Below are 26,521 nucleotides of genomic sequence, written 5' to 3'. Positions count from 1 at the left end.
CGCGGATGTATCCGGCCCACACTCGCCGATACAAAACATTGCTTGCGCGCCACTTCACGACATGTGACGGATACATCCCGCTGCTCAAATGAGCAGCGTCGACACGCGTCACGCCGGCCATCGGATGCGGGTTAACGTGCCGCGCATGGTGGCAGGAACGCATCGTTGACACAACAGCAACTGTGCTCACTCTCTGTTGCCCTGCGGGCAACACCCGAGATTTCATAGGTCTGACAACGATGCGAACAATCAATCACCAGCGCCTGAGGTATTTCTACGCGGTCCTGACGCAAGGCTCGATTCGCGGCGCCGCCGACGACATGAACACGTCGCCGTCGGTCATCACGCGGCAGATCCGGCTGCTCGAGGAGGAACTGGGCGTGACGCTATTCGAGCGCGGCGCCAGAGGCGCGCGGCCGACGGAACCGGCGGCGCATCTGCTGGAGTTCTGGGAGGGTTGCCAGTCGCAGCAGGAGAAACTGGAGGACCAGCTGCACGCCTTTCGCGGCCTGCGACACGGGCGGGTGCAACTGGCAGTGAGCGAAGGTTTCGTCGATACGTTGACGGAGGAAGTGCTCGCGCCGTTCTGCGCGAAGTATCCTGCGCTGACGATTGAGATGAGCATGCTGGCTCGCGACGGGATTGTCGAGGAGGTGGCTGAAAGCCGGGCGCACATCGGGCTGGCTTATAACCCGCCGCCGCATCCGCGGCTTCAGTGTCTGGCGAGTTCGGTTCAGCGGGCGGTGTTGCTGTTGCGGCGGGAGCATCCGCTTGCGATGCGGAAGCGGGCCGCTACGATTGATGATTTGCGAGCGTTTCCGCTGGCGATGATGCCGCAGACGTTTGGGATTGGACACGCGGTGAAGATGCTGGAAATTGCCGAAGGCATGCAGATCGAGCCGGCCATGACGACTAATTCGCTTGCTGTGCTTAAACGCATGGTTGCGGTGGAGAACTTTGTCACGTTGATTGGGGAGTTCGCCGCGCGGCGTGAAGTGGCAAGCGGTGAACTGACTACGGTGCCTGTCGATCATCCTGTTTTACAGAGTACGCATGCGCGTTTGCTCGTGAAGACGAGTCGGCTGCTGTCGCCTGGGCCGATGGAATTGCTCGACTGGATTCGGCGGCGGTTGTCGGTGTTTGGGGATGGTGTTCATGGGTAGGGGTGGGGTTTTTGTCTGCGACGCATTTTGGTGGTTTGCTTGTGTTTTGTGCTGGCATCCGCTTTACGTTAGCGTGCTTCACGCGTCGCGGTTCGGGTTTTCGGCCTTTGCGCTGGCATCCGCGTTTCGTTAGCTCGCTTCACGCGTCGCCCCTGTGCGGGGCGGCACCTACTTTTCTTTGCCGCCGCAAAGAAAAGTAGGCAAAAGAAAGCGGCTCACACCGCCAGCCCTTGACCTTTACCCACGGGCCCCCAACGTCCCCACACTTCACACACCAGTGCCCTGGTCGGTGCTCGTTGCCAACGCTTCGAATGCGCGCCTCACCCACTTCAAACACCCGTACATGAGCCGGCGCCAGCGAATGGCATGGGCCGCCCAGGTGGCAAACTGTGTGTAGGTTGTCGCGTCGTATGGCTTGGCGCTCTTACAGGGTGGGAGGCGTGCGCTATCGGTTCGGAGTGAGGCGCGTATGGCGCGAAAGCCTACACACAGTTTGCCACCTGGGCGGCGGTGGACTGTTTGGTGAGGCATGCTGAAACGCAGATGCGTGAAGCGGGTGAGGCGCTCATTCAGCGCGTTGGCAACGGACGTGGGTCACGTGATTGCCGTTTGAAGCGTAAGAACCTTTGGGGGCCCTCAGGCAGAAAAAAGAGCTGGCGGTGTGAGCCGCTTTCTTTTGCCTACTTTTCTTTGCGGCGGCAAAGAAAAGTAGGTGCCGCCCCGCACAGGGGCGACGCGTGAAGCCAGCTAACGTAACGCGGATGCCAGCGAAAAAACCGGCAAACCAAAACCAAAACCAAAACAAAAAACAAAAACCAAACCACAACCAAACCGCCCGCGCCGCGAAGGCGCTACATACTCCCCAAAAGCAAATCCTCAATCATCACTGGCAACCTCCGCACCCTGACCCCTGTCGCATGATGCACGGCATCCGTAATCGCCGCCGCGACACCAGCAAGCCCGATTTCTGCAATCCCCCGCGCCCCCAACTCATTAAAAACAGGATCAGGATAATCAAGAAACGTCACATCCAGCGCCGGCGTATCGGCATGCGAAGCAACAATATAGTCCGCAAGATTGCTATTGATCGGCGCACCGCTCTGCGCGTCATACATCGTATGTTCGAACAAGGCCATCCCAACCCCCATCACCACAGCCCCTTCAATCTGATTGCGCCCGGCGCGCGGATTCAGAATCCGCCCCGCGTCGATCACCGTCACGACACGGTTCACGCGCAGCCGCGCCGTCTCCGGCTGCCACGTCACCTCGGCGAAATGCGCGCCATACGAGTAGATCGAATAGTGCTTTTTCAACGGATCGTCAAAGCCGCCCTGCGCACTGCCCTTCCCCGACGCCGCATGCATCTTCGCCGCCTGCAGGATCTGCGCAAACGGCACCCCCTTCTCCGCCGCTTCCGTCTTGCGATGCACCCGCCCCGCGCCAAACGCGAGCGAGTCCTTGTCCACACCCTTGAATGGCGACTCGTCGACAGCCGCCGCGCGTGCCAGCACCATCTCCGTTGCCGCACGCGCCGCCTGCAGCACGGCGGGAATCACGGAAGCCGTCGCGGCCGAACCACCGGATATCGGCCCTACAGGCAGCATCGTATCGCCGAGCACGACTTCGATTTTGTCGAGCGGAATGCCCGTGTGCCCCGCCACCAGTTGCGCGAGGATCGTGTACGTGCCCGTGCCGATGTCCTGCGTGCCGCACACGACGCGCGCCGTGCCGTCCGCGCGCAGATCGACGCTTGCCTCGGCGGAAAAACGCAGCCCCGGCCAGCCGCACGCGCCGACGCCCCAGCCGAGCGTCAGCCCGTCGCGCGTCATCGAACCGACTTCGGCCGTGCGCTGCGCCCAGCCGAACTTCTCCGCGCCCGTCGTCAGACACTCCACGAAATGCCGCGACGAAAACGGCAAGCCCGTCGATTCGTCCACTTTCGGCTCGTTCCTCAAACGGAATTCGACAGGGTCGATATCGAGCTTGCGGGCAAGTTCGTTCATCGCCGATTCGAGCGCATACAGACCCGGCACCGCGCCCGGTCCGCGCATCGCCGTCGGCGAGCCGACGTTGCGCCGAACCAGCCCCGAAGTCACACGCAGATTCGGCACGCTGTACAAGAACGGCGTGATCTCGCCGCAGCTTTCCTCGTAGTCGTCGGCCATCGCGGTGTGATTCAGGTAGTCGTGGCGAAGCGACGTGAGCTTGCCGCTGCGATCGGCGGAAAGACGCATGCGCTGCTGCGTCGTCGGACGATGGCCGACGTTCTGGAACATCATCTTGCGGCTCACGACCAGCTTCACCGGCTGCCCCGTGTGACGCGACGCAGCCGCCGCGAGCAGCGAATGCGGCCACATCCACAGCTTGCCGCCGAAGCCCGAGCCGAGATAGCGCGAGATCACGCGCACTTTCTCTTTCGGCAAGCCGAGCATCTGCATCAGCGTCCCCTGATGGTTCGACACGGCCTGCGTCGTCTCATAGAAGGTGTAGCCCTCGCCGTCCCACTGCGCGACAGTGGCGTGCAGTTCGATCGGGTTGTGCGTTTCGACGGGCGTCACGTACGTCTCGTCGAGCGTCACTTCGCCGGCTTCGAATGCGGAGGCCGCGTCGCCACGCTCGCTTTGGACATGCGGCTCGCCCTTCGCTTCGAGTTCGTCGCTGACGTCATGCGCCGTCCTGTCATAGCCGACTTTCACGGCGGCCGCGGCGTTGCTCGCCGCCTCGAACGTCTCGGCGACGACGGCGGCCACGTACTGCCCGTAATAGCGGATCACATCGTCGTCGAACGGCGGACGCGCTTCGTCGACGAATCCCGTCTCCATCGAGTTGCCCGAAATGCGGTAGAAGCGGCCGATGTTGCCGCGATGCAGAATCACGCGCACGCCGGGCATCGCCTGCGCGGCGGCGAATTCGAGCGACGTGACACGGCCGCTCGCGATCGTCGCGCATACGGGCACCGCGTACAGCATGTCGGGCAAATCGATATCGGAGGTGTACTGCGCGCGTCCGCTCACTTTCAGCGGACCGTCGACGCGCGACTGCGGCTGCCCAATCACGGACAGCAAGGAATCGGACACAGTGGACATGGAAAGAAGTCCTCGAAAAAGTTTCAGACAGACTGCATGACCTGCGTCAATGCATGTATCAGGCAGCGCCTCGATAGTTCGATCTTGAAGCCGTTCTGGCTCTGCGCTTTCGCATTGGCGAGCGCGGCGTCGGCGGCGCGCGCAAAGCTGGCGGCGTCGGGCACGGCGCCCGCGAGTTCGGCTTCGGCTTCGCGCGCGTGCCACGGTTTCGTGCCGACGCCGCCGAGCGCGACACGCGCGCGCGTGATGCGCCCGTCGACAACATTGACGACGACAGCCGCCGAAGCCAGCGCGAATTCGTACGACGCGCGGTCGCGCAGTTTCAGATACAGCGAACGGCTGCCCGGAATGGGAGGCAACGTGACATGTGTGACGAGATCGCCCGGTTCGAGCACGGTTTCGCGCTCCGGCGTGTCGCCCGGCAGCAGGTAGAAATCGTCGATCGGGACACTGCGCGCGCCCTTCGTCCCCTGAATCTGCACCGTCGCGCCGAGCGCCGCGAGCGCGACGTTCATATCCGACGGATTGGTCGCAATACATGCGTCGCTCGTGCCGAGTATCGCCATCGTCCGGTTGAAGCCTGTGATTGCAGCGCAGCCGGAACCGGGCGCGCGCTTGTTGCACGGCATCGCGGTATCGCGGAAGTAGACGCAGCGCGTGCGTTGCAGCAGGTTGCCGCCCGTCGTCGCCATGTTGCGCAGTTGCGCGGACGCGCCTGCCAGCAGCGCCTGCGACAGCACCGCATACGGCTCGTGAATCAGCGGATGCAGCGCGAGGTCGGCGTTGCGCACCAGTGCGCCGATCTTGACGCCGCCGTCATCCGTCACTTCGACGCGGTCGAGCGGCAAGCGGCGGATATCGACCACGCGCGCCGGTTTCTCCACGTCGAGCTTCATCAGATCGAGCAGCGTCGTGCCGCCCGCGAGAAAGCGCACCTGCGCGCCCTGCTGCGCGGTTTGCGACGCCGCGCCCGCGACGATCGCGTCGCGCACGTCGTTCGCGCGCGAAAGCTGGAACAGTTCCATCGTGGCCTCCTAGCGCTTGCCGCGCACGGTCTGGATGGCCGTCACGATGTTCTGGTAGGCGCCGCAGCGGCACAGGTTGCCGCTCATCGCTTCGCGCACGTCGGCGTCGTCGGGGCCGATCGCCTCGTCGAGCAGCGCGACGGCCGACATGATCTGGCCGGACGTACAGTAGCCGCACTGATAACCGTCGCATTCGACGAACGCGGCCTGCATCGGATGCAGCGCATCGGGCTCGCCGATGCCTTCGATGGTCGTGATCGTGTCGCCTTCGTGCGTCGCAGCGAAAGACAGACATGCGTTTTCACGGCGGCCGTTCACATGCACCGTGCACGCGCCGCACTGGCCGTGGTCGCAGCCTTTTTTCGTGCCCGTCAGATGCAGATGCTCGCGCAACGCGTCGAGCAAGGTCGTGCGCGGATCGAGCGCGAGCGCGTAAGCCGTGCCGTTCACGTTCAGTTCGACGGGAATCGTGACGCTGGACGACGGCTGCGCGTGGGGGGTGTCGCCGGGTGGAGTGACTTCAGGTCGGGCAATGGTGTGGGGCATCGGGAAATCTCCATGCAGCAATCGGAATGGGACGATCGGAAGGAAGACGGTCGAATGCCAGATGGCGCGTGTCACGATCGCGCGACGCCGTCGCCGTACCGTGGAGCACCGATGGACAAGCGGAAAGTATAGGCCCCCATTCGCGGGCGCGCCGGTGAACCCTCCGCATGTCAGACGTGCTGCCCTTGCGCCATCCGGATGCCGATCAAACGTCAGATCTATATCGACAGACTGACCAGCCCAGCAAGCGCGATACCCGGGCTCGCACACGCCGCGCTGCAAAAACTCCGTGACGGTTACATCTGCCCGCTACAGCGCATACATCGCTCGCCCCGCCAGAACGATTTCGATTCAATGCGCATGACAGTGAAGAATATGAAAAGGAAACGGCGCCGCCGTCTGAAACCGTTGCTACTGATGGGCGCAGCCTGCGCCCTGCTGTCGGCCCGAAGCGCGTCGGCGCAGGAAATCGCGCTGTACGGCGGCTGGCTGAGAGGCGCGGGCACGAACACGTATTCGTGGGCGATCGACTATACGGAAGGCTTTGGAAGATACCTCGCGGGCAGCATCACATGGTTGAACGAAGGCCATATGCCGGACCATCACCGCGACGGGCAGGCGGTGCAGATCTGGGGGCGTTTGCCGCTCGCGCAGAACCGTTTCGTGATTGCGGTCGGCGTGGGGCCGTATCGCTACTTCGATACGGAAGCGGCCGAACAGGGCCAGGGCTACTCGAACACCCACGGCTGGGGCGGCCTGTTCAGCGCGCGGGCGACCTGGTACACATCGCGCCGCTGGACGACGAGCCTGCAACTGAACCGCGTGCAGGTGTCGAACGGACCTTCGACGACGGCCGTGCTGCTCGGCGCCGGCTATCAGCTCGACGCGCCCGACGAGCCGGGACCGCGCGCCTGGGCGCTGCCGCGCACGCATGACGTGACGAACAACGAAGTCACGGTGCTGGTCGGGCAGACCATTCTCAACAGCCTCGAGTCGCAGACGTCGATAGCCGAGTCGATCGAATACCGGCGCGGGCTCACGCACTGGCTCGACGGCACGTTCGGCTATCTGCATGAGGGCGGCGGCCTGAAAGCGCGCCGCGACGGCCTCACTGCGCAGCTATGGCTCACGCGCGCGTTCCTCGACGATCAGCTGACACTCGGCATCGGCGCAGGCGCGTACGCCGCGATCCATCACGGCGAAGACCCCGACGAACGCTCGACGGGCGACGGCATCCTGTCGGGCCTCGTGTCGGTGTCGGCGTCGTATCGCTTCACGCAGCACTGGGCGGCGCGCGTGACGTGGAATCGCGTCGTCACGCGCTACAGCCGCGATACGGATGTGCTGATGGGTGGTATCGGCTACCGGTTCTAGCGGCGCCGCCGCGTTCATGCAAGCGCCTGCTCCACGCCCAGATCGGCCAGCGGATGCGCCTGCGTCCGCCACGGCGACGACAGGAAATGCCGCACGCGCTCGGGCCGCACTTCGGCCAGCGTCGCGGGCGCCCAGCGCGGCTTGCGGTCCTTGTCGACGAGATGCGCGCGCACGCCTTCGCTGAAATCGCCCTCTTCGATCGCACGCGTGACGATGCCCAGTTCCATCCGGAAACATTCGGCGAGCGTCATCTGACGGCCGCGCAACAGCGCGTCGCGCGTGACGTACAGCATGGTCGGCGAATGCGAAGTCAACGCGTCATAGGTTGCCTGCAGCCACTGACGCACCTCGCGCTGGCCCATTTGCGGTACGTGCTCTCGCTCCAGATCCTGGCGCAGCGTCGCGACGATCCGCTCGACGCCCGAGCGCCGGTCGAAGTGCCGCAAGATCAACTGCGTGAACGCGCCGAGCCCCGCGTGCGGGACGATGTTGCATGGCGGCTCGAATACGGTGCGCAAGGCGCGCAGCAGCTCGTCGGCGGCGACGTCGGCCGTTGCGATGCGCAACAGACGCTCCTCGAACGTGTCGAGCCATTCGGACGGCACGCACAGATCCGCCAGCTGGAAGCACAATGCCTCCGCGCCCGTCAGCGTCACGCCTGTCAGTCCGACATACAGTTCGATCTCGGCGGGCATCACGCTCAGAAAACGTGTCGCGCCGACGTCGGGCAGAAAGCCGATGCGCGTCTCGGGCATGGCGATCTTCGTGCGTTCGGTGACGATGCGCAGCCGCGCCGCCTGGCCGAGGCCCATGCCGCCGCCCATCGCGATGCCGTCGAGCAGCGCGACAACGGGCTTCGGGAAGGTATGCAGCGCGTAATCGAGGCGGTACTCGTCGATGAAGAACTGCTGCCAGTCCGTTTCGTTGCGCTGCCGCATGCCGTATAGCGCGCGCACGTCGCCGCCTGCGCAGAAGCCTTTCGCGCCCGCGCCGCGCAGCACGATGGCGACGATTTCGCTATCGGTGCGGCAGCGCTCGACCAGCACGGCCAGTTCGCGCACCATCTCGTGCGACAACGCGTTCAGCGCGGCCGGGCGGTTCAGCGTGACGATCGCGACGCGATTGACGACGCGAAACAGCACGTCGGGTTCGTGCGCGCTTGCCTCGTTGAGAACAGCGTTCATCGCTGCGACTCCTTCGATTGCACGCCTTGCCACTGCGGCGCGCGTTTTTCGAGGAACGCATTGACGCCCTCGCGCTGGTCCGCGCCGTCGAACAGATCGACGAAGCGCTCGCGCTCCACGGCCAGCGCCGCCGTGCGCGGCACGCCGTTGCGGGCCTGCTGGATCAGATCCTTGCTGAACGTAACGGCCTGCGGGCTCAAGCCCGCGACGCGCGCCGCCATCTGCAACGCGAATTCGCGTGCCGCACCTTTCTCGACCACTTCTTCGACGAGCCCGATGCGCAGTGCCGTCGCGGTATCCACGCGCTCGCCCGTCAACACGATGCGCTTCGCCCAGCCTTCGCCGACGAGCCACGGCAGCGTCTGGGTGCCGCAGCCGCACGGCAGCAGGCCGACGGCGGTTTCCGGCAGCGCCATTACCGCGTGCTGCTCGGCGATGCGGATATCGCAGGCGAGCGCGCATTCGAGGCCGCCGCCCATCGCATAGCCGTTGATTGCGGCGATCACGACGGGCCGCGCGTTCTGCAGCGCTTCGAACGCCGAGCCGAAGCGCGATGCCGCCTGTCGCGCGATTTCCTTGTTGCCGTCGGCGAAGGTGTTGAGATCGGCGCCCGCGCTGAAGAACTTCGGGCCGTCGCCGGTGATGACGATGGCGCGCACTTGCGCGTCGCCGTTCAGGCGTTCGATGGTGTGCTGCAACTGCAATAGCCCATCCGGCGTGAATGCATTCGCGGGCGGGCGCTTCAGGGTCAGCAGGGCGACGCTGCCGTCATGGGCGTAGTCGAGTTCGATCATTTACGCGTCTCCATCCTTGCGATACAGCTTGATCACCGCTGAGAAGTCGAGCTTGCCGGCGCCGTTCGTGCTCATGGTCTGATAGAGCTGTTGCGCGAGCGCGCCGAGGTAGACGGGTTGGCGCGCGAGTTTTGCGGCATCGGTGGCGAGGCCGAGGTCCTTGAGCATCAGGTCGGTGCCGAAGCCGCCTGTGTAGCCGCGCGTGGACGGCGCGGTGTCGATGACGCCGGGGAACGGGTTGTAGGTGTCCGAGCTCCAGCAGCGGCCCGTCGATGTGTTGATGATCTTGCCCAGTACCTGGGGGTCGATGCCGAGTTTCTCGCCGAGTGCCATCGCCTCCGACACGCCGGCCATCGTGATGCCTAGCACCAGGTTGTTGCAGATCTTTGCGACCTGGCCGGTCGAGGTTTCGCCGCAATGGACGATGTTTTTGCCCATTGCTGAGAGAACTGGTTTTACCTGTTCGTATGTTTCCGCGGTGCTGCCGACCATGAATGTCAGCGTCCCGGCTGTTGCACCGCCTGTGCCGCCTGAGACGGGTGCGTCGACGAAGGTGTTTCCGTTCTGCGTCGCCAGGGCGGCGAAGGCTTTTACACTGGCCGGGTCGATGGTGCTCGAGTCGATGATCGTTACGTTCTTCGCGATGCCCGCGAGGATGCCTTCTTCACCTGTTAGCACTGCTTTTACATGTGCTGCCGCGGGGAGCATCGTGATGACGTATTCGACGTCTGTCGAGGCTTCTTTTGGAGTTCTTTTTGCTGTGGCGCCCGCTTCTGTTAGTGATTGCACTGCGTGTGGGTTCAGGTCGAAGACCGTTACCGTGTGGCCCGCTTTCAGCAGGTTTAGCGCCATCGGCGCGCCCATGTTGCCTAGTCCTATGAAGCCGATTTTCATGTTCGATCCTCTGGGTTGGTCCGGGTTTTTTTGCTGTTGTGGTGGGGTTTGGGGTTTCGTCTTTGTGGTTTGGCTTTGCGCTGGCATCCGCGTTACGTTAGCTCGCTTTAGGCGTCGCCCCTGTGCGTTTGCCTTTTCGCTGGCGTCCGCGAATTGTTAGCGTGCTTCAGGCGTCGCCCCTGTGCGGGGCGGCACCTACTTTTCTTTGCCGCCGCAAAGAAAAGTAGGCAAAAGAAAGCGGCTCACACCGCCAGCACTAGTTCTTGCCTGAGGGCCCCCAAAGGTTCTTACACTTCAAACGGCAATCACGTCATTCGCTCCCGTTGCCAACGTTCTGAATGAGCGCCTCACCCACTTCAAGCACCTGCGTTTCGGCATGCCGCGCCAGCCAGTCCACGGCCGCCCAGGTGGCAAACTGTGTGTCGGCCCGCGGTGCTCCACACGCTTCACTCCAGACCGATAGCGCATGCATCCCACCCGGTAGGAGCGCCAAGATATACGACGCGACAACCTACACACAGTTTGCCACCTGGGCGGCATATACCGTTCGCAGCCGCTTGACCTGGTACGGGTGATCGAAGCGGGTGAGGCGTTTATTCAGCGCGTTGGCGACGCACGCAAACAGAATTGCTGCCATGTGAAGCATGGGGACGTTGGGGGCCCGTGGACAAAGGTCAAGCACTGGCGGTGTGAGCCGCTTTCTTTTGCCTACTTTTCTTTGCGGCGGCAAAGAAAAGTAGGTGCCGCCCCGCACAGGGGCGACGTGTGAAGCGAGCTAACGTAACGCGGATGCCAGCGAAAGCAAGAGCAAAAGCAAAAGGCGGATGCCAGCGCAAACACCAGCAGACCACCCAGCGTCGCAGACAAACAAAAACCCCCTATCGAAGGCTAATAGTCGTATTCACACCATCACTAACAGTGACATCATCAAACCACCGCGCAGTGACCGTCTTAGTCTGCGTATAAAACTGCACAACCTGCTTACCATAAGGCCCAAGATCCCCAAGCTTCGACCCGCGAGAACCGGTAAAACTAAAAAACGGCACCGGCACGGGAATAGGAATATTGATCCCAACCTGCCCAACATCGATCTCGCTCTGGAACTTGCGCGCCGCCGCGCCGCTCTGCGTAAAGAGTCCCACACCATTGCCCATCGGATTGCTATTCACCAACGCAATCGCATCGTCCAGCGTCGGCACGCTCATCACACACAACACAGGCCCAAAAATCTCGGTCTTATAGACATCCATCTCAACGGAAACATCACTAAAAACCGTCGGCCCGATAAAATTACCGGCCTCGTAGCCAGGCACATCAACACCACGCCCATCGAGTGCCAGCGTCGCCCCCTCCTTAACACCCGCCTCGATGAGGCCCAAAATCCGCTCCTTCGCGGAACGCGAAACAACAGGCCCGATATCCGTGCCGGCCTCATGACCGGCATTCACCTTCAAGGTCCTCGCTTTCGCCACAAGCTCAGGCAACCACTCCTTCGACGCCCCCACCAGCACCACGACGGATGTCGCCATACACCGCTGACCAGCCGCGCCAAACCCGGCACCCACCAGCGCATTCAGCGTCTGCTCGCGATTCGCATCCGGCAGCACCACAGCGTGATTCTTCGCGCCCATCATCGATTGCACGCGCTTGCCGTGCTGGCTGCCCAGGTTGTACACGTGCGTGCCCACCGCCGTCGATCCGACAAACGAAATCGCCTTCACCAGATCATGCGTGCACAACCCATCGACGACTTCCTTCCCGCCATGCACCACGTTCAACACACCCTTCGGCACGCCCGCTTCAATGGCCAGCTCGACCAGTTGCATCGTCGATAGCGGGTCCTGCTCCGACGGCTTCAGCACGAACGTGTTGCCGCAAACGATCGCCATCGGGAACATCCACAGCGGAATCATCGCCGGGAAGTTGAACGGCGTAATGCCCGCGCATACGCCAATCGGCTGGCGCAGCGTGTACGTGTCGACACTCCCCGCCACATTCTCCGCAAACTCGCCCTGCTGCAACGTGCCGATCGAACACGCATGCTCGACCACCTCCAGCCCGCGGAAAATGTCGCCTTCGGCATCGGGCAAGGTCTTGCCCTGCTCCGCCGTCAAGGTCTTCGCAATGCGCGGCATGTGCTCGCGAATCAGCGCCTGGTACTTCAGCATGATCCGCATGCGCGCGCCAATCGGCGTGTTCTTCCAAGTCGCGAACGCGGCATGCGCGGAACGGATCGCCGCGTCCACCTCGGCTTTCGTCGCGAACGGTACGCGCGCAAGCACTTCCTGCGTCGCCGGATTCACAATGTCGCGCCACTCGGTCGCGCTCGACTCGACAAATTCGCCGTTGATCAACAGCTTGACCGTGTCGACCTTGCGGTCAGCCAGAGTCGAAGGAATTGCGCTCATTCTGCATGTCTCCTGAAGTAGATATCGGTCGCCCGTTGGTCGGTCAGTGCCGCTCAGTGCCGCTCAGTGCCGCTTAGTTGCCGCTCAGTGCCGCTCAGTTTCCGTTCCCATTGCGAAGCTCGGGGAAATCCTCTTCCCAGTATTCATCCTGCAAACGCGCCGGCTCCGCCGTGCGCTCCAGTTCGCGCCGCCTGAGTTCGACGCGGCGAATCTTGCCGGAGATCGTCTTCGGCAGATCGCTGAATTGCAGGCGGCGAATACGCTTGTACGGCGCAAGCTTTTCACGCGAAAAACGGAACACGTCGCGCGCGAGTTCGGGACCCGCTTCGAAGCCATGCCGCACCGTCACAAATGCCTTCGGCACCGACAGCCGCAGCGGATCGTTGCTCGGCACCACGGCCGCTTCGGCAATCGCCTCGTGCTCGATCAGCACGCTTTCGAGCTCGAACGGACTGAGCCGGTAATCGGACGACTTGAACACGTCATCCGAGCGGCCGACATACACGAGATAACCATCGTCGCGGCGCATCGCGACATCGGACGTGTGGTAGTAACCGTTGCGCATCGCGTGTTCGGTGGCCTTCGCGTTGTTCGCATAGCCCGTCATCAGGCCCAGCGGACGTGAGCCAAGCGGCAGCGCGATTTCGCCTTCCGTCACGGGATGATCGTCGGCATCGACGAGTTCGACGCGGTAGCCCGGCAGCGGGCGGCCCATCGAACCCGGCACGACAGGCTGCCCCGGCGGGTTGCCGATCTGGCAGGTGGTTTCCGTCTGCCCATAGCCGTCGCGAATCACGATGTTCCACGCATGCCGCACGCGTTCGATGATCTCCGGGTTCAGCGGCTCGCCCGCGCCGACGATCTCGCGCAGCTTCACGGGATACGACGCGAGCGGCTCCTGCACGAGCATGCGCCACACGGTGGGCGGCGCGCACAGCGTCGTGACCTGGTAGCGCACCAGCACGTCGAGCGTGTCTTTCGGCGCAAAGCGCGCGAAGTTGTAGACGAACACGCACGCCTGTGCATTCCAAGGCGCGAAGAAGCAGCTCCACGCGTGCTTCGCCCAGCCAGGCGAGCTGATGTTCCAATGAATGTCGCCCGGTTGCAGGCCGATCCAGTACATCGTCGACAGATGGCCGACGGGATAGCTTTCGTGCGTATGCTCGACCAGTTTCGGCTTCGACGTCGTGCCCGACGTGAAGTACAGCAGCATCGGATCGGCGGCGCGCGTGGCGCCGTCCGGCGTGAAGACGGGGGACGCTGCATACGCGGCGGCGATATCCGTCCAGCCTTCGCGCGGCGCGCCAACCGAGATGCGCTGCAACGGCGTATCGAGCGCATCGAACTTGCCCGTCTCCGCGCTATCGACCACGACGAAATTCGCCCCGCCGATCTGCACGCGGTCGCGCACGTCGTCGGGCGACAGTTGCGTCGTGGCGGGCAGCACGATCGCGCCGAGCTTCATCGCCGCGAGCATCACGTCCCACAGTTCGACCCGGTTCGGCAGCATCAACAGCAGCCGGTCGCCGCGCGCCACGCCCAGCCCGCGCAGAAAATTCGCCATCCGCGACGAGCGCTCCGACATCTGCGCATATGAGAGCTTCAGCCCTTCTTGCGCCGGATCATCGACGATCCACAGCGCCGGGTTGTCGTTGCCTTTCGCGACGACGTCGAAATAATCGAGCGCCCAGTTGAACTCGCCGAGTTCCGGCCATCTGAACTCGCGGTACGCGCGCTCATAGTCGGTGCGGTGGCGCAACAACAGGTCGCGCGCGTCGAAAAAGCTTTGGGCTGCCGTCATCGTCGTCTCCATTGTTCGCGCGGTTGCGCCCGGCGCGGTCGCGCTCTATTGGCGGATTATTCTGCGCTCAAACGTGCCGCGCGATAACCATTCTTTGTACTTCGCTCGTGCCTTCGTAGATTTGCGTAATGCGCGCATCGCGATAATGCCGCTCGACAGCGTAATCCTCCAGATACCCATAGCCGCCGTGAATCTGGATCGCCTTCGAGCAGATCTCTTCAGCCATCTCCGATGCATACAGCTTCGCCTGCGATGCCTCCGACAGACACGGCCGCCCCGCGCTGCGCAAGCGCGCCGCATGATGCACCAGCAGCCGCGCGGCGTTCAGGCGCGTCGCCATGTCGGCGAGCATGTTGGCGATGGTCTGATGTTCCTTCAACGCCTTGCCGAACTGGACGCGCTCGTTCGCATAGGCGCGGGCCGCATCGAAGGCCGCGCGCGCAATGCCGATCGCCTGCGCCGCAATGCCGATGCGCCCGCCCTCCAGGTTGGACAGCGCGATGCGCAAGCCCTCGCCCGGCGCGCCGAGCAGATTGGCTTCGGGCACGGCGCAATCGTCGAGCGCAATCGGGCAGGTATCCGACGCGCGAATGCCGAGCTTGCTTTCCGGGCGCCCGACGTTGAAGCCCGGCGTATCCGTCGGCACGATGAAAGCCGAGATGCCGCGCTTGCCCGCATCGGGATCGGTGACGGCGAACACGATCGCAATGCTGGCGCGCGCGCCGTTCGTCACGAACTGCTTGCTGCCGTTGATGACCCACTGGCCGTCGCGCAGCACGGCGCGCGTGCGGATGTTGTTGGCTTCGCTGCCCGCGTGCGGCTCGGTCAGGCAGAACGCGCCGATGCGCTTGCCCGTTGCGAGATCGGCGAGATAGCGGTCCTTTTGAGCGTCGCTGCCGAAGTTGAGGATCGGCCCGCAGCCGACCGAGTTGTGCACGCTCATCATCGTCGCGCAGGCGGCGCAGCCGGCCGCGATTTCTTCGAGTGCGAGCGCATACGCAATGTAGTCGGTGTACGAGCCGCCCCATTCGGGCGGCACGATCATGCCGAGAAAACCCAGCTCGCCCATCTGCCCGACGACATCCGCCGGCAACTGGCCTTCGCGGTCCCACTGCGCCGCGTTCGGCGCGAGGCGTTCGACCGCGAAGTCGCGCGCCGCGTCGCGGATCATCCGCTGCTCGTCGGTATAGAACTCGTCCATGTGTCTCGCTCCGATTGTCTTCTGCGCGCCTGCTGCACTGCACACCCGGCGCGTCTGCTGGAAACCAGTGTAGGCGGCGCGAAAGCGGGATTCGATGCCGCGTCCGCTCAATTTTCGTGAGCGCATTTGCCATAAGTGGATTCCGCGCGTGGACCCGATGCTGCAGAATGGCGGTTCCGGCAGGCGCTCGCGGCAATTCACATGAGCGCATTTGCCAGAATTCATGAAACGCCCACTTCCGGGCTGCGCGAGGAACCTGGACCGCATGAAAACCGAAAGAGGCACGATCTCCGTGAGTCTCGTCGAAGAGACGCTGGCGCTCGCCCGTGCGCGCGGCGTCGACGTGCAGCCGATCGTCGAAGCGGCGGGCATCGCGCCGCAAGTGCTTGCGAGCGCGAAAAGCCGCGTGACGCCGGCGCAATACGGCGCGCTGTGGGCCAACATCGCAAGAACGCTCGACGACGAATTCTTCGGCCAGGATGCCCACGCGATGAAGAGCGGCAGCTTCATCGCGATGACGCAGATGGCGCTGACGGCGCGCAACGGCGGCCAGGCGCTTACGCGTGCCGTCAACTTCATGCGTCTCGTGCTCGACGACATGTGCGCGCAGATCGTCACGCGCGACGACCGCGTGCGCCTCCAGTTCGCGCATCGCGACGGCGCGCCGCAGCCGGCCATGTTTGCATACGCAACGTACTTCATCCTGGTCTACGGACTCGTATGCTGGCTGGTCGGGCGGCGCATCCCGCTGATCGAGGCGCGCTTTCGCTGCGCCGAGCCGCCTGCCGCGCACGAGTACCGGCTGATGTTCTGCGACGATCTGTCGTTCGGGCAGAGCGAGTCGTATGTCGATCTCGCGCCGGACTTTCTGGAACTGCCCGTCGTGCAGACCACGAAGTCCATCAAGCCCTTCCTGCGCGACGCGCCCGCGAGCTTCATCATCAAGTACCGCAATCCCGGCTCGCTCGCGGCGCGGGTGCGCAAGACGCTGCGTGCGCTGCCGATGCCCGCGTGGCCCGGCTCCGACGAGATGGCGCAGCGGCTGCACGTCGCCGAGGCGACCATGCGGCGTCACCTGAAGCAGGAAGGCTATACGTACCAGTCGATCAAGGACGACTTGCGGCGCGACATCGCGATTTCGCAGTTGCAGCGCGGCGGCCAGTCGGTTGCCGATATCGCGGCGACGCTCGGGTTTGCGGAGCCGAGCGCGTTTCACCGGGCGTTTCGCAAGTGGACGGGCATGCGGCCGGCGGATTACCGGGCGGTGAATGCGCACGCGGCAGGCGCGGGTATCTCCCGCCGGGCGGAACGCGCGGAATCCGACTAAGCTTAAGACAGGCCAGCTCTTTTCAGGCCTGGCGCGCCGCGATGCGAACGTGATCCGTCGCAGCACGGCGCACCGGCCGTCGACGATGGGAACGTACCGGCTTCTCCCGATCCGGCAAGCGGGTTCGCGACGCACGCCGCGCCGCACGCGCGGCGCTTTCGTGGCTGCCGCGCCCCGTGCCGCATGGGCTCGCACTCCGCGCGTCATCCCCGGCGCGGCGGCCAGGCTGTTGCAGCGCGCTTGGTTGCTGGTGCTGGCGTTCTGCGCTGCGGCGGCGTTCGCGCATTCCGCCCGCGCCGCGCAACCGCCTGTTACGCCGGGCAGCGTGGTGGTGATTCCCGTCGCGGGCGCAATCAGCCCCGCCACCGCCGATTTCATCGTGCGCGGCCTCGCCCGCGCCGCCGACGATCGCGCCCAGCTCGCCGTCCTGCAGCTCGACACGCCGGGCGGGCTCGACACGTCGATGCGGCAGATCATCAAGGCGATTCTCGCGTCGCCCGTGCCCGTCGCGACGTATATCGCGCCAGGCGGCGCGCGCGCCGCGAGCGCGGGCACCTATATCACCTATGCAAGCCACATTGCGGCGATGGCGCCCGGCACCAATCTCGGTGCCGCGTCGCCCGTGCAGCTGGGCATCGGCGGCCAGGATGCGCCGAAACCCGGCCAGCCGCCCGGGTTGCCGGGCGCGACGCCTGCGTCCGGCCCGGCCCAGAAGGACAATGCCGCATCCGGCGCGCTGCCGCTCGACAGCCAGTCGACGGAACTGCGCAAGCAGCTTCAGGACGCGCAAGCCTACATACGCGGCCTCGCGCAACTGCGCGGGCGCAACGTCGAGTGGGCCGAGCGCGCGGTGCGCGAAGCGGTGAGCCTGTCGGCACGCGACGCGCTCGAACAGAAGGTCGTCGACCTGATTGCCCGCGATATTCCCGACCTGCTCCGGCAGCTGGACGGCCGCACCTACGACACGGCCGCCGGCGCGAAGCATCTGACGACGGCGCACGCGCCCGTCGTCACGCTCGAGGCGGACTGGCGCAGCCACTTCCTCGCCGTCATCACCGACCCGAACGTGGCCTTGATCTTGCTGATGATCGGCATGTATGGCCTGTTCTTCGAGTTCGCGAATCCCGGCTTCGTGCTGCCCGGTGTCGCGGGCGCAATCAGCCTGCTGCTGGGTCTGTTCGCGCTGCAATTGCTCCCCGTCAATTACGTGGGTCTCGGTCTGATCTTCCTCGGTCTGGCGTTTCTGATTGCCGAAGCCTTCCTGCCGACCTTCGGCACGCTTGGCTTCGGCGGCATCGTCGCGTTCGCGATCGGCGCGCTGATGCTGATCGACACCGACGTGCCCGGCTACGGCGTGCCGCTGCCGATGATCGCGGCCGTCATCGTGTTCAGCGTGCTGTTTATCTTCGGCGTGTCGGGAATGGTGCTGCGCTCGCGGCGGCGGCCCGTGGTGACGGGCGCGGAAGCGATGATCGGCAGCGTCGGCGTGGTGCTGGACGACGGCCTCGTCGCCGATACGGCGCCAGGCCGCGCCGACGGCTCGCGGGACGGCCCGCCAGACAGCCTGCTGCATGGCGAACCCGACCGCGTCGGCTGGGCGCGCGTGCATGGCGAACGCTGGCGCGTGCGCAGCACCTCGCCGCTCGCGGCGGGCCACGCCGTGCGCGTGACGGGCCGGCGCGGCCTGATGCTTACCGTGGTTCCCGCAAGCAATCCATCACAAGAGGGAGAGCACACATGATCGGTTTCACTTTCGGCTTCGGCAGCATCCTGATTCTTCTCGCGATCGTGCTGATCGCTTCGGCGGTGCGCGTGTTTCGCGAGTACGAGCGCGGCGTGGTGTTCATGCTCGGCCGCTTCTGGAAGGTCAAGGGACCGGGTCTCGTGCTGATCATTCCCGTCGTGCAGCAGGTGGTGCGGATGGATCTGCGCACCGTCGTGTTCGACGTGCCGCCGCAGGACGTGATCACGCGCGACAACGTATCGGTCAAGGTCAATGCCGTCGTGTACTTTCGCGTCGTCGATCCGGAGCGCGCGGTGATTCAGGTTGCGCGCTACTTCGAAGCGACCAGCCAGCTGTCGCAAACCACCTTGCGCGCGGTACTCGGCAAGCATGAACTCGACGAACTGCTGTCCGAGCGCGAGCAGCTCAACACCGACATCCAGCGCGTGCTCGATGCGCAAACGGATGCATGGGGTATCAAGGTATCGAATGTCGAGATCAAGCATGTCGATATCAACGAGACGATGATCCGCGCGATTGCGCGCCAGGCGGAAGCGGAGCGGGAACGCCGCGCCAAGGTGATTCACGCCGAAGGCGAGTTGCAGGCGTCGGAGAAATTGCTGCAGGCCGCACAGATGCTCGCGCAACAACCGCAGGCGATGACATTGCGGTATTTGCAGACACTGACAACCATTGCCGCCGACAAGAATTCGACCATCGTGTTTCCGTTACCCGTCGATCTGTTGACGGCTGTGATAGACCGGATGAGCAAGCCTTCTCAGCATATGGGCTAGTCGATGCCTGGGCGCGCGAATTCCGCTCAGGCATTCGAATGAGAAACGCCTCGCGCATGCATGAACCACGCCTTGTGCAAGGCGACAGATGCAGACTAGATGCAAACTGAGCAACGGTTCATTTCAGTTACGAACCTTACTCATCGCGAATACAGAACCTAGAATAAAAGGGTCATCCTAACTTTTTCAGGCCCTTGCCATGAAGCTGATTCCTCGTATGGTTCTGGGCGCGCTCATCGGCGTCGCAGCCGTGTCGTCGGCATTTGCGCAGACGTCGCGCGTCTATGATCAGAACACACCCAAGACCCGCGCCGAAGTGAAAGCGGATCTCGTCGAATGGCGCAAGGCGGGCTACGATCCGCTCGACTGGATCAACTACCCGGCCAATGCGATCGCCGCAGGCCGCGTCGTCGCGCAACGCCGCGCGCAGGCGCAGGGCACGCAACAGTAATATCGATGGTTGCGGGACGCGCTCATTCGACGCGCGTCCCGCATTCCATTGCCCCCCGTTTGAGACGCTCAACGCGATGTCGCGTGCGGTTGCCATCGTGACATTGCGCAGGGCCGCTCTGGCCGCGCTTCCTTCCTTTCCGCTCCCCTCGTAATCCGGCCTGACGCGCCGCGTCAGGTATCATCACGCCCCTTCGCCAGCAAAATGGATCAGGGCCTGCCCGTCGCCGTGGCGCGCCGTGCACGCGTACCGAGTGTTGCATAGGCTCCACGCGCGCGCGGCAAATGCGGTAATTGCTGACCAATCGTGATTAAATCCGCCCGTGGCGTCACGATGGCCGACGCGGCGGCGAAGCCCGCGCGCGCCGCCATGCGGGACGGGGCGTCATCACGCGGCTGACGAAGCGCGGTAGCAGGCAAAGACAGGCTGCACGACAAGCAGTGACCAACGACATTTCAAACGACGAGAGACTCGGCTCATGGACTCCGTAAAACGGTATTTCGGCTTTGACGAAGCGGGCACGACCCTGCGCGTGGAAGTGCTGGCAGGCGTCACCACCTTCCTCACAATGGCCTACATCATCTTCGTCAATCCGGCGATTCTCGGCGATGCGGGCATGCCCAAAGACTCGGTGTTCGTTGCGACCTGCCTCGTCGCCGCGCTCGCCTCGCTGATCATGGGCTTCTACGCTAACTACCCGATTGCGTGCGCGCCGGGCATGGGCCTGAACGCGTACTTCGCGTACACAGTCGTCAAGGGGATGGGCTTCACGTGGCAGGCTGCGCTGGGCGCGGTCTTTATCTCCGGCTGCCTGTTTTTGATCGTCACGCTGTTCCGCGTGCGCGAGGTGATCGTCAACGGCATTCCGCATTCGATTCGCGTCGCGATCACGGGCGGCATCGGGCTCTTTCTCGCGATCATTTCGTTGAAGACGGCGGGCATCGTGACGGGCAGTCCGGCGACGCTCGTCACGCTGGGCAACCTGCACGATCCGCACGTGGTGCTGGCGATCATCGGCTTCTTTGTAATCGTCATGCTCGATGTGCTGCGCGTGCGCGGGGCGATATTGATCGGCATTGTCGGTGTGACGATCTTGAGCTTTTTCTTCGGCGGCAATCAGTTTCACGGCATCGTGTCCATGCCGCCTTCAATTTCGCCGACGCTGTTCCAGCTCGACGTGAAGGCCGCGTTGTCGACGGGCGTGCTGAATGTGATTCTGGTGTTCTTCCTCGTCGAACTGTTCGATGCGACGGGCACGCTGATGGGTGTCGCGAACCGCGCGGGGCTGCTGGTGCATGGCAAGATGCATCGCTTGAACCGAGCGCTGCTGGCCGATAGTACGGCGATCCTCGCCGGGTCGGTGCTGGGTACGTCGTCGACGACGGCTTATATCGAAAGCGCTTCGGGTGTGCAGGCGGGTGGGCGTACGGGTGTTACCGCGATTACCGTTGCTGTGCTGTTTTTGCTGGCGCTGTTCTTTGCGCCGCTGGCGGGGGTGGTGCCGGGTTATGCCACGGCGCCGGCTTTGCTTTACGTTTCGTGTCTGATGTTGCGGGAGATGGCTGATCTGCCATGGGATGATGCGACTGAAGTCGTGCCTGCTGCACTTACCGCTCTTATGATGCCTTTTACCTATTCCATTGCGAATGGGGTCGCGTTTGGGTTTATTTCTTATGCGGGGCTTAAGTTGCTTACCGGGCGGGCGCGGCAGGTCAAGCTCGTTGTTTGGGTTATTGCTGCTGTGTTTTTGTTTCGGTTTTTTTATCTTGGGGCGGAGTGAGGTTTTTGGTTTTGGTTTTTGGTTTTTTTTGTCTGCGACGCTGGGGTGTTTGTGCTTGCGCTAGTGTCCGTGTTTTGGCTTCGCCGATCGGTGTTTTGGCCTTTGATTTCGCGGGCATCCGCGTTACGTTAGCTCGCTTCAAGCGTCGCCCCTGTGCGGGGCGGCACCTACTTTTCTTTGCCGCCGCAAAGAAAAGTAGGCAAAAGAAAGCGGCTCACACCGCCAGCCCTTGTTCTTGCCTGAGGGCCCCCAAAGGTTCTTACACTTCACACGGCAACCACGTGACCCACGTTCGTTGCCAACGCGCTGATTGAGTGCCTCACCCGCTTCACCCACCCGTGTTTCAGCACGCCGCGCCAGACAGTCCACCGCCGCCCAGGTGGCAAACTGTGTGTAGGCCGTCGGTGCTCCACACGCTTCACTCCAGACCGATAGCGCACGCGTCCCACCTTGTAAGAGCGCCACGCTATACGACGCGACAACCTACACACAGTTTGCCACCTGGGCGGCACATACCATTCGCTGCCGCCGGCTCATGTACGGGTGTTTGAAGTGGGTGAGGCGCGCATTCAGCGCGCTGGCAACGCACACGAATAAGGGCGTTGCCGTGCGAAGTGTGGGGACGTTGGGGGCCCGTGGACAAAGGTCAAGCACTGGCGGTGTGAGCCGCTTTCTTTTGCCTACTTTTCTTTGCGGCGGCAAAGAAAAGTAGGTGCCGCCCCGCACAGGGGCGACGCGTGAAGCGAGCTAACGTATCGCGGATGCCAGCGCAAAGTCAAACGCATAGGTGCACCGCGTGAACCGCGGCAACAAAATGCGGTTATTCGAAGCGTTGGCAACGGGCATCAACCGGGCGCTGGCGTGTGAAGGGTGGGGACGTTGCGGGCCCGAGGGCAAACGTCAAGACCTGGCGGTGTGAGCCGCTTTCTTTTGCCTACTTTTCTTTGCGGCGGCAAAGAAAAGTAGGTGCCGCCCCGCACAGGGGCGACGCCTGAAGCACGCTAACAACACGCGGATGCCAGCGAAAAGGCAAACACACCGAACCGCGACGCGTGAAGCACGCTAACGTGAGGCGGATGCCCGCGCAAAGTCAAACGCACATGTGCACCGCGTGAACCGCGACAACAAAACCCAGCTGCCAGCAGCGCAAAGGCCCAACCGGCATCGCCGCACCGCAGGTCCAAACAAAACCCTTGCCCCCTCCCCCGTTGCACCGCACAATCCCTCTTCACCCCCCACCTTCTGGTGCCACCCATGGCATACGCCTCCCTCGCTACCGGCGTGCTGCTCGCGGCCGGCTACGGATCGCGCTTCGACCCGGAAGGCATCCACAATAAACTCCTCGCCCGCCTGCCCGACGGTACCCCCGTCGCGTTCGAATCCGCGCATCGGCTGCTGCTTGTCGTCCCGCACGTCATCGCGATCGTGCGCCCCGGCTCGGAAATGCTCGCCCGCGTACTCAATGACGCAGGCTGTCATGTCATCTTTTCCGCCGATGCCGAGCGCGGCATGGGCGCCAGCCTCGCCGCCGGCATCGAAGCGAGCGACGACGCCGACGGCTGGATCGTCGCGCTCGCCGATATGCCCCGCATCGCCACGTCCTCCATCGAAGCCGTCGCGCGCGCAGTCGATGACGGCGCGCCCATCGTCGCGCCCTACTATCAGGGACAGCGCGGTCATCCCGTCGGCTTCGGAATCGAGCATCGCGACGCCCTGCTCGCCCTCGACGGCGACACCGGCGCACGCGCACTCTTCGCCACCCACCCCGTGAAACGCATCGAGGTCGACGACCCCGGCGTGCTCAGCGATATCGACACGCCGGAAGACCTGCGCAACGTCTAGTCGCCTCGCGCCCACATCGTCGACATAACCGCCCGCGCACGGTGAGAACATCCGGGAGCGCAACGCCGATGAGGCGAGCCAATACGGGAAAGATCGCCGAACCATGCGCCCCCCAGGCACGGCGCTTGCGCGCTGCAGCGCGAAAACCGGCGAGCACGCATTGCATCGTTGGTCTAAGCTGTCCACGATGCCGCCACGCCGCCAATACATCGCCGCCGGCGCCCCTCCCGCATCCAGTCCAGGATCTCATGAGCGAAACCAGCCCGCGTCTGTTCATCGTGTCGCCGCATTTCGACGACGCCGTCTTCGGTTGCGGCGCGCTGCTCGCAGCGCATCCCGATGCCGCCGTCTGCACCGTGTTCGCCGCGCCGCCCGCACAGGACATGCGTACCGATTGGGATGAGAAGGCCGGCTTCGCGAGCGCGTACGAATCGGTCCACGCGCGCACGCTCGAAGATAACGACGCGCTCGCCGTGCTCGACGCCATCCCTCTGCGGCTGCCGTTTCGCGACGCGCAATACCGCGATTCGCCGTCGATCGGCCAGCTCGCCGCCGCGCTGGAGGAAGCCATCTACGGCTCGACGTCGAATACGCTGTTGATGCCGCTCGGCCTCTTTCACGACGACCACGGCCGCGTGTTCGAGGCGTGTTGCGAGATTCTGCCGCGCATGTCGCACCTCGAATGGTTCGCTTACGAGGAAGCGATCTATCGCCCGATGCCGGGGCTCGTCCAGCAGCGGCTCGTCGATCTGGCCGGGCGCGGCATCGTCGCGACGCCCGCCAGCCCCGCGGCCGGACACACACTCGACCGCGAGCGCCAGGCGCTGCTCAAGCGCGAAGCCGTGTCGGCGTACGAGAGCCAGTTGCGCGCGTTCGGGCCACACGGCTACGACGACGTGTACGCCGAGGAGCGCTACTGGCGGCTGACAGTGGACCGGCAGGGCGCCCGCCGGGCCAGGCATTGAGCCGTATCGAACCAGATCGAAGCGCTACTTCAGCGATCACGCCAGCAGTCTTCGCGGTCATCGCCTACGCTAGTGAAAGCAGGACGCTTCGTACCTTGCCGCGAGAGCAGCGCGAATGCGTCCGCCGCCGGTTGCTGCATCGACCGGCCACAACGCCACGAGGTCACACCATGCACACCAGTCCGATTCCCGATCCGAACGCCGATCCGACGCGCGACCCCGAAGGGGACCCGCTCACGCCGCCGTCGCCGGGTCATCACAACGACGAGCCGCAGCGTCCCGAAGGTCCGCCCGACAAGGACCCGGTGCTTCGGTAACAGCCCGCTGACAGTCCGTTGACAGTCCGATGATGCGCCAGCGCACTCACCCCAGCCCGATCGGCTGGCCGTGCGGCGTACGGCGCGCCGCCGCGTCCCACGCGTCCTTGCGCTCGATCAGCCCCTCGCGCGTCACGCAGCCCTTGGCCGTCGCGATGCGTTCGAGCGCCGTCAGCCAATGCGTGTAGTAGGTGTCTCCGCGATCGGGGTCGCCTTGCGCCTGCGCGTCGCGGATCGCATCGGCGAGCATGGCGGCCCATTCGGGCCATGTGAACACGCCGCGCTCGTGAAGCGCGAGCGTCATCGCGAATGCCGCGGCCTGCCACGGCGCGGCGAAGACCGGGCCGGCACCGTCGCGCGGGATGCCGGGCAGCGCCTCGAGCAACTCGCGCGACACTTCCTGCGACGTCGTGAATGCGGGCGCGCTCATGCCGTCCCGTCCGCTTCGAGATACGGCTCCCAGCAATCGGTGCACACCGACGACGCCGTCGTATCCTTGCCCCACAGCTCGGCGGCATCGAAGCGCACCGTGTACAGCCATTGCGGGTCCTCGCCGCGTCCGAGCGCGTTCGAATCGGGGAACACATGCGCGCCGCGCACCGCGACGATCCGGCCGCGCTTGCCCCGGCAATAGCGCGGCAGGCGCGTGTGTGTGGGCGGATTGAGTGTCAGCGTGCGCACCGCGTCGCCCACGGCAAAGCGCGCGGGATGCGGCTCGTCGCGCGACGCGGGACTGCCGCGAAACAGCATCGGATTGACCTGCCCGGCGGCGAGCACGCGCGGCACGGGCACACCGGCGCGCTGCGACACGCCGCTATCGATCTCGTCGCGCGTCGCGAGTCCCGTGTCGATGAGCAGCTTGCACAAGCCCGCGAACCAGATCTCGTAGTAGCTGCTCGACAGATATTGCGCGGGCGGCAGGCTCTCGCGCGCGGCACGCGACATGTCGATGTTCCATTTGCCCGTCGAGCCCATCGCGATCGTCAGCGCCAGCGCGCGACGCTCCCAGTCCGCGTGGAAATACGGCTCGTCGGTTTCGGGTGCGACGGGCCCGAACGACTGCATGCCGCCCATGTCCTGTGCGCCGTTCATGGCCGGCCTCCGCTTGCGGGCTTCACTTCGCCCGGCGCGAGCGCGAGTCCCGTGCCGATCATCGAATCGCGCGTGACGAGATCGGCGAGTTCCGCCTCGTTCAGCGTGTCCGTGTTGGCAGGGCGCATCGGCAGCACGAGATAGCGCACTTCCGCCGTCGAATCCCATACGCGAATCTCCGTGTCGTCGGGCAAGGCCACGCCGAACTCCACGAGCACGCCGCGCGGATCGATCACCGCGCGCGAACGATACGGCGCCGACTTGTACCAGACAGGCGGCAAGCCGAGCACGGGCCACGGGTAGCACGAGCAGAGCGTGCATACCACCATGTTGTGGACGCCCGGCGTATTCTCCAGCGCAACCATGTGCTCGCCCTGCCGCCCCGTGAAACCGAGCGACGCAATCGCGGCCGTCGCATCGTCGAGCAGCCACTGACGAAAGCCGGGATCGGACCATGCCTTCGCGACGACACGCGCACCATTGCGCGGACCGACCTTGTGCTCGTAGGTTTCGATCAGCACGTCGAGCGCTTGCGGATCGACGTAGCCTTTTTCGATCAGCAGCGACTCCAGCGCACGTACGCGCAGATCCATCTCGGACAGCGCACTGCCTTCGTGCTCATGGTCATGCCCATGGTCGTGGTCGTGGTCGTGGTCGTGTTGCTGTGTAGCGTCATGGCTCATCTGCGTTCCACCTGAAGAATGCGACACCCGCGCAGTATGGTCGGGCAAATTGGGGAATGCAAACGCATGCC

The 26,521-nt window shown here is 64.1% G+C and carries 22 protein-coding genes; 10 read left to right on the top strand and 12 right to left on the bottom strand.

Annotation, left to right across the window (positions count from 1 at the left end; all coding sequences use genetic code 11):
* Positions 1-239: 239 nt before the first annotated feature.
* Entirely contained in the window at positions 240-1,163 is a 924-nt protein-coding gene (locus C2L66_RS20090; protein WP_060603477.1) for a LysR family transcriptional regulator, read from the top strand.
* A gap of 851 nt (positions 1,164-2,014) precedes the next feature.
* Here the strand turns inward: C2L66_RS20090 and C2L66_RS20085 are convergent.
* From C2L66_RS20085 to C2L66_RS20075, 3 genes are read right to left on the bottom strand one after another with little or no spacing between them, the layout of a single operon-like run.
* Positions 2,015-4,249 carry a xanthine dehydrogenase family protein molybdopterin-binding subunit gene (locus tag C2L66_RS20085; protein ID WP_060603480.1) on the bottom strand — a complete coding sequence of 745 codons (2,235 nt, stop codon included), beginning with the start codon at positions 4,247-4,249 and terminating at the stop codon, positions 2,015-2,017.
* A 23-nt stretch (positions 4,250-4,272) separates the two neighbouring features.
* The gene (locus tag C2L66_RS20080) at positions 4,273-5,274 is read right to left on the bottom strand and encodes an FAD binding domain-containing protein (RefSeq protein ID WP_060603482.1); all 1,002 of its coding nucleotides are present in this window, start codon (positions 5,272-5,274) and stop codon (positions 4,273-4,275) included.
* Positions 5,275-5,283: 9 nt separating this feature from the next.
* On the bottom strand, positions 5,284-5,820 hold the full coding sequence (locus C2L66_RS20075; RefSeq protein ID WP_060603484.1) for a (2Fe-2S)-binding protein: 537 nt from the start codon (positions 5,818-5,820) through the stop codon (positions 5,284-5,286).
* Between the two features lie 375 nt (positions 5,821-6,195).
* Here C2L66_RS20075 and C2L66_RS20070 point away from each other — a divergent pair, with 375 nt between their 5' ends.
* Positions 6,196-7,194 carry a hypothetical protein gene (locus C2L66_RS20070; RefSeq protein ID WP_060606854.1) on the top strand — a complete coding sequence of 333 codons (999 nt, stop codon included), beginning with the start codon at positions 6,196-6,198 and terminating at the stop codon, positions 7,192-7,194.
* 14 nt (positions 7,195-7,208) lie between these two features.
* On the opposite strand, the gene C2L66_RS20065 is transcribed toward C2L66_RS20070, so the two are convergent.
* The 6 genes from C2L66_RS20065 to C2L66_RS20040 form a co-directional block, all read right to left on the bottom strand.
* A complete protein-coding gene (locus C2L66_RS20065) occupies positions 7,209-8,378 on the bottom strand; it encodes an enoyl-CoA hydratase/isomerase family protein (protein ID WP_060603487.1) in 1,170 nt (389 codons plus the stop codon).
* Complete coding sequence (locus C2L66_RS20060; RefSeq protein WP_060603490.1) at positions 8,375-9,172, bottom strand: enoyl-CoA hydratase; 798 nt, start codon at positions 9,170-9,172, stop codon at positions 8,375-8,377. The genes C2L66_RS20065 and C2L66_RS20060 overlap by 4 nt, the downstream gene beginning before the upstream one ends.
* Positions 9,173-10,066, bottom strand: coding sequence for a 3-hydroxyisobutyrate dehydrogenase (gene mmsB, locus C2L66_RS20055; protein ID WP_060603493.1), 894 nt, complete (start codon positions 10,064-10,066; stop codon positions 9,173-9,175). It abuts the gene before it with no gap.
* 878 nt (positions 10,067-10,944) lie between these two features.
* Positions 10,945-12,474 carry a CoA-acylating methylmalonate-semialdehyde dehydrogenase gene (locus C2L66_RS20050; protein ID WP_060603496.1) on the bottom strand — a complete coding sequence of 510 codons (1,530 nt, stop codon included), beginning with the start codon at positions 12,472-12,474 and terminating at the stop codon, positions 10,945-10,947.
* Positions 12,475-12,568: 94 nt separating this feature from the next.
* Positions 12,569-14,275, bottom strand: coding sequence for an AMP-binding protein (locus C2L66_RS20045; protein WP_060606855.1), 1,707 nt, complete (start codon positions 14,273-14,275; stop codon positions 12,569-12,571).
* A gap of 67 nt (positions 14,276-14,342) precedes the next feature.
* Positions 14,343-15,476, bottom strand: coding sequence for an acyl-CoA dehydrogenase family protein (locus C2L66_RS20040; RefSeq protein ID WP_060603497.1), 1,134 nt, complete (start codon positions 15,474-15,476; stop codon positions 14,343-14,345).
* 265 nt (positions 15,477-15,741) lie between these two features.
* Here C2L66_RS20040 and C2L66_RS20035 point away from each other — a divergent pair, with 265 nt between their 5' ends.
* From C2L66_RS20035 to C2L66_RS41280, 8 genes are all read left to right on the top strand, one after another.
* Positions 15,742-16,803, top strand: coding sequence for an AraC family transcriptional regulator (locus tag C2L66_RS20035; protein WP_060606858.1), 1,062 nt, complete (start codon positions 15,742-15,744; stop codon positions 16,801-16,803).
* Positions 16,804-16,888: 85 nt separating this feature from the next.
* The gene (locus C2L66_RS42375; RefSeq protein ID WP_082670455.1) at positions 16,889-18,544 is read left to right on the top strand and encodes an NfeD family protein; all 1,656 of its coding nucleotides are present in this window, start codon (positions 16,889-16,891) and stop codon (positions 18,542-18,544) included.
* Entirely contained in the window at positions 18,541-19,320 is a 780-nt protein-coding gene (locus C2L66_RS20025; protein ID WP_036001121.1) for a slipin family protein, read from the top strand. The genes C2L66_RS42375 and C2L66_RS20025 overlap by 4 nt, the downstream gene beginning before the upstream one ends.
* 199 nt (positions 19,321-19,519) lie before the next feature.
* Positions 19,520-19,771, top strand: coding sequence for a DUF4148 domain-containing protein (locus C2L66_RS20020; protein WP_036001118.1), 252 nt, complete (start codon positions 19,520-19,522; stop codon positions 19,769-19,771).
* A gap of 478 nt (positions 19,772-20,249) precedes the next feature.
* Positions 20,250-21,551 carry an NCS2 family permease gene (locus C2L66_RS20015; RefSeq protein WP_054932523.1) on the top strand — a complete coding sequence of 434 codons (1,302 nt, stop codon included), beginning with the start codon at positions 20,250-20,252 and terminating at the stop codon, positions 21,549-21,551.
* A gap of 1,254 nt (positions 21,552-22,805) precedes the next feature.
* Complete coding sequence (locus C2L66_RS20010; protein ID WP_054932527.1) at positions 22,806-23,393, top strand: nucleotidyltransferase family protein; 588 nt, start codon at positions 22,806-22,808, stop codon at positions 23,391-23,393.
* A 248-nt stretch (positions 23,394-23,641) separates the two neighbouring features.
* Positions 23,642-24,358: a PIG-L family deacetylase gene (locus C2L66_RS20005; RefSeq protein WP_054932528.1), complete on the top strand. Its 717-nt coding sequence runs from the start codon at positions 23,642-23,644 to the stop codon at positions 24,356-24,358.
* 170 nt (positions 24,359-24,528) lie between these two features.
* The gene (locus C2L66_RS41280; protein WP_167352363.1) at positions 24,529-24,675 is read left to right on the top strand and encodes a hypothetical protein; all 147 of its coding nucleotides are present in this window, start codon (positions 24,529-24,531) and stop codon (positions 24,673-24,675) included.
* Between the two features lie 46 nt (positions 24,676-24,721).
* On the opposite strand, the gene C2L66_RS20000 is transcribed toward C2L66_RS41280, so the two are convergent.
* From C2L66_RS20000 to nthA, 3 genes are read right to left on the bottom strand one after another with little or no spacing between them, the layout of a single operon-like run.
* Complete coding sequence (locus C2L66_RS20000) at positions 24,722-25,105, bottom strand: nitrile hydratase accessory protein (protein WP_060603500.1); 384 nt, start codon at positions 25,103-25,105, stop codon at positions 24,722-24,724.
* The gene (gene nthB / locus C2L66_RS19995; RefSeq protein WP_054932530.1) at positions 25,102-25,767 is read right to left on the bottom strand and encodes a nitrile hydratase subunit beta; all 666 of its coding nucleotides are present in this window, start codon (positions 25,765-25,767) and stop codon (positions 25,102-25,104) included. Before nthB ends, C2L66_RS20000 begins: the two co-directional genes overlap by 4 nt.
* A complete protein-coding gene (gene nthA, locus C2L66_RS19990) occupies positions 25,764-26,450 on the bottom strand; it encodes a nitrile hydratase subunit alpha (RefSeq protein ID WP_176056936.1) in 687 nt (228 codons plus the stop codon). The genes nthB and nthA overlap by 4 nt, the downstream gene beginning before the upstream one ends.
* Positions 26,451-26,521 lie beyond the last annotated feature (71 nt).

Source organism: Paraburkholderia caribensis (genome assembly GCF_002902945.1).
GTDB lineage: Bacteria > Pseudomonadota > Gammaproteobacteria > Burkholderiales > Burkholderiaceae > Paraburkholderia > Paraburkholderia caribensis.
The sequence above is the reverse complement of the archived record's forward strand: the minus strand, read 5'-3'. Positions and strand labels throughout refer to the sequence as shown.

What these genes read in the sequence shown, in the direction of transcription:
- C2L66_RS20090 (WP_060603477.1), top strand. Translation starts at nt 240, where the DNA reads ATGCGAACAATCAATCACCAGCGCCTGAGGTATTTCTACGCGGTCCTG.
- C2L66_RS20085 (WP_060603480.1), bottom strand. Translation starts at nt 4,249, where the DNA reads ATGTCCACTGTGTCCGATTCCTTGCTGTCCGTGATTGGGCAGCCGCAG.
- C2L66_RS20080 (WP_060603482.1), bottom strand. Translation starts at nt 5,274, where the DNA reads ATGGAACTGTTCCAGCTTTCGCGCGCGAACGACGTGCGCGACGCGATC.
- C2L66_RS20075 (WP_060603484.1), bottom strand. Translation starts at nt 5,820, where the DNA reads ATGCCCCACACCATTGCCCGACCTGAAGTCACTCCACCCGGCGACACC.
- C2L66_RS20070 (WP_060606854.1), top strand. Translation starts at nt 6,196, where the DNA reads ATGAAAAGGAAACGGCGCCGCCGTCTGAAACCGTTGCTACTGATGGGC.
- C2L66_RS20065 (WP_060603487.1), bottom strand. Translation starts at nt 8,378, where the DNA reads ATGAACGCTGTTCTCAACGAGGCAAGCGCGCACGAACCCGACGTGCTG.
- C2L66_RS20060 (WP_060603490.1), bottom strand. Translation starts at nt 9,172, where the DNA reads ATGATCGAACTCGACTACGCCCATGACGGCAGCGTCGCCCTGCTGACC.
- mmsB (WP_060603493.1), bottom strand. Translation starts at nt 10,066, where the DNA reads ATGAAAATCGGCTTCATAGGACTAGGCAACATGGGCGCGCCGATGGCG.
- C2L66_RS20050 (WP_060603496.1), bottom strand. Translation starts at nt 12,474, where the DNA reads ATGAGCGCAATTCCTTCGACTCTGGCTGACCGCAAGGTCGACACGGTC.
- C2L66_RS20045 (WP_060606855.1), bottom strand. Translation starts at nt 14,275, where the DNA reads ATGACGGCAGCCCAAAGCTTTTTCGACGCGCGCGACCTGTTGTTGCGC.
- C2L66_RS20040 (WP_060603497.1), bottom strand. Translation starts at nt 15,476, where the DNA reads ATGGACGAGTTCTATACCGACGAGCAGCGGATGATCCGCGACGCGGCG.
- C2L66_RS20035 (WP_060606858.1), top strand. Translation starts at nt 15,742, where the DNA reads ATGAAAACCGAAAGAGGCACGATCTCCGTGAGTCTCGTCGAAGAGACG.
- C2L66_RS42375 (WP_082670455.1), top strand. Translation starts at nt 16,889, where the DNA reads ATGGGAACGTACCGGCTTCTCCCGATCCGGCAAGCGGGTTCGCGACGC.
- C2L66_RS20025 (WP_036001121.1), top strand. Translation starts at nt 18,541, where the DNA reads ATGATCGGTTTCACTTTCGGCTTCGGCAGCATCCTGATTCTTCTCGCG.
- C2L66_RS20020 (WP_036001118.1), top strand. Translation starts at nt 19,520, where the DNA reads ATGAAGCTGATTCCTCGTATGGTTCTGGGCGCGCTCATCGGCGTCGCA.
- C2L66_RS20015 (WP_054932523.1), top strand. Translation starts at nt 20,250, where the DNA reads ATGGACTCCGTAAAACGGTATTTCGGCTTTGACGAAGCGGGCACGACC.
- C2L66_RS20010 (WP_054932527.1), top strand. Translation starts at nt 22,806, where the DNA reads ATGGCATACGCCTCCCTCGCTACCGGCGTGCTGCTCGCGGCCGGCTAC.
- C2L66_RS20005 (WP_054932528.1), top strand. Translation starts at nt 23,642, where the DNA reads ATGAGCGAAACCAGCCCGCGTCTGTTCATCGTGTCGCCGCATTTCGAC.
- C2L66_RS41280 (WP_167352363.1), top strand. Translation starts at nt 24,529, where the DNA reads ATGCACACCAGTCCGATTCCCGATCCGAACGCCGATCCGACGCGCGAC.
- C2L66_RS20000 (WP_060603500.1), bottom strand. Translation starts at nt 25,105, where the DNA reads ATGAGCGCGCCCGCATTCACGACGTCGCAGGAAGTGTCGCGCGAGTTG.
- nthB (WP_054932530.1), bottom strand. Translation starts at nt 25,767, where the DNA reads ATGAACGGCGCACAGGACATGGGCGGCATGCAGTCGTTCGGGCCCGTC.
- nthA (WP_176056936.1), bottom strand. Translation starts at nt 26,450, where the DNA reads ATGAGCCATGACGCTACACAGCAACACGACCACGACCACGACCACGAC.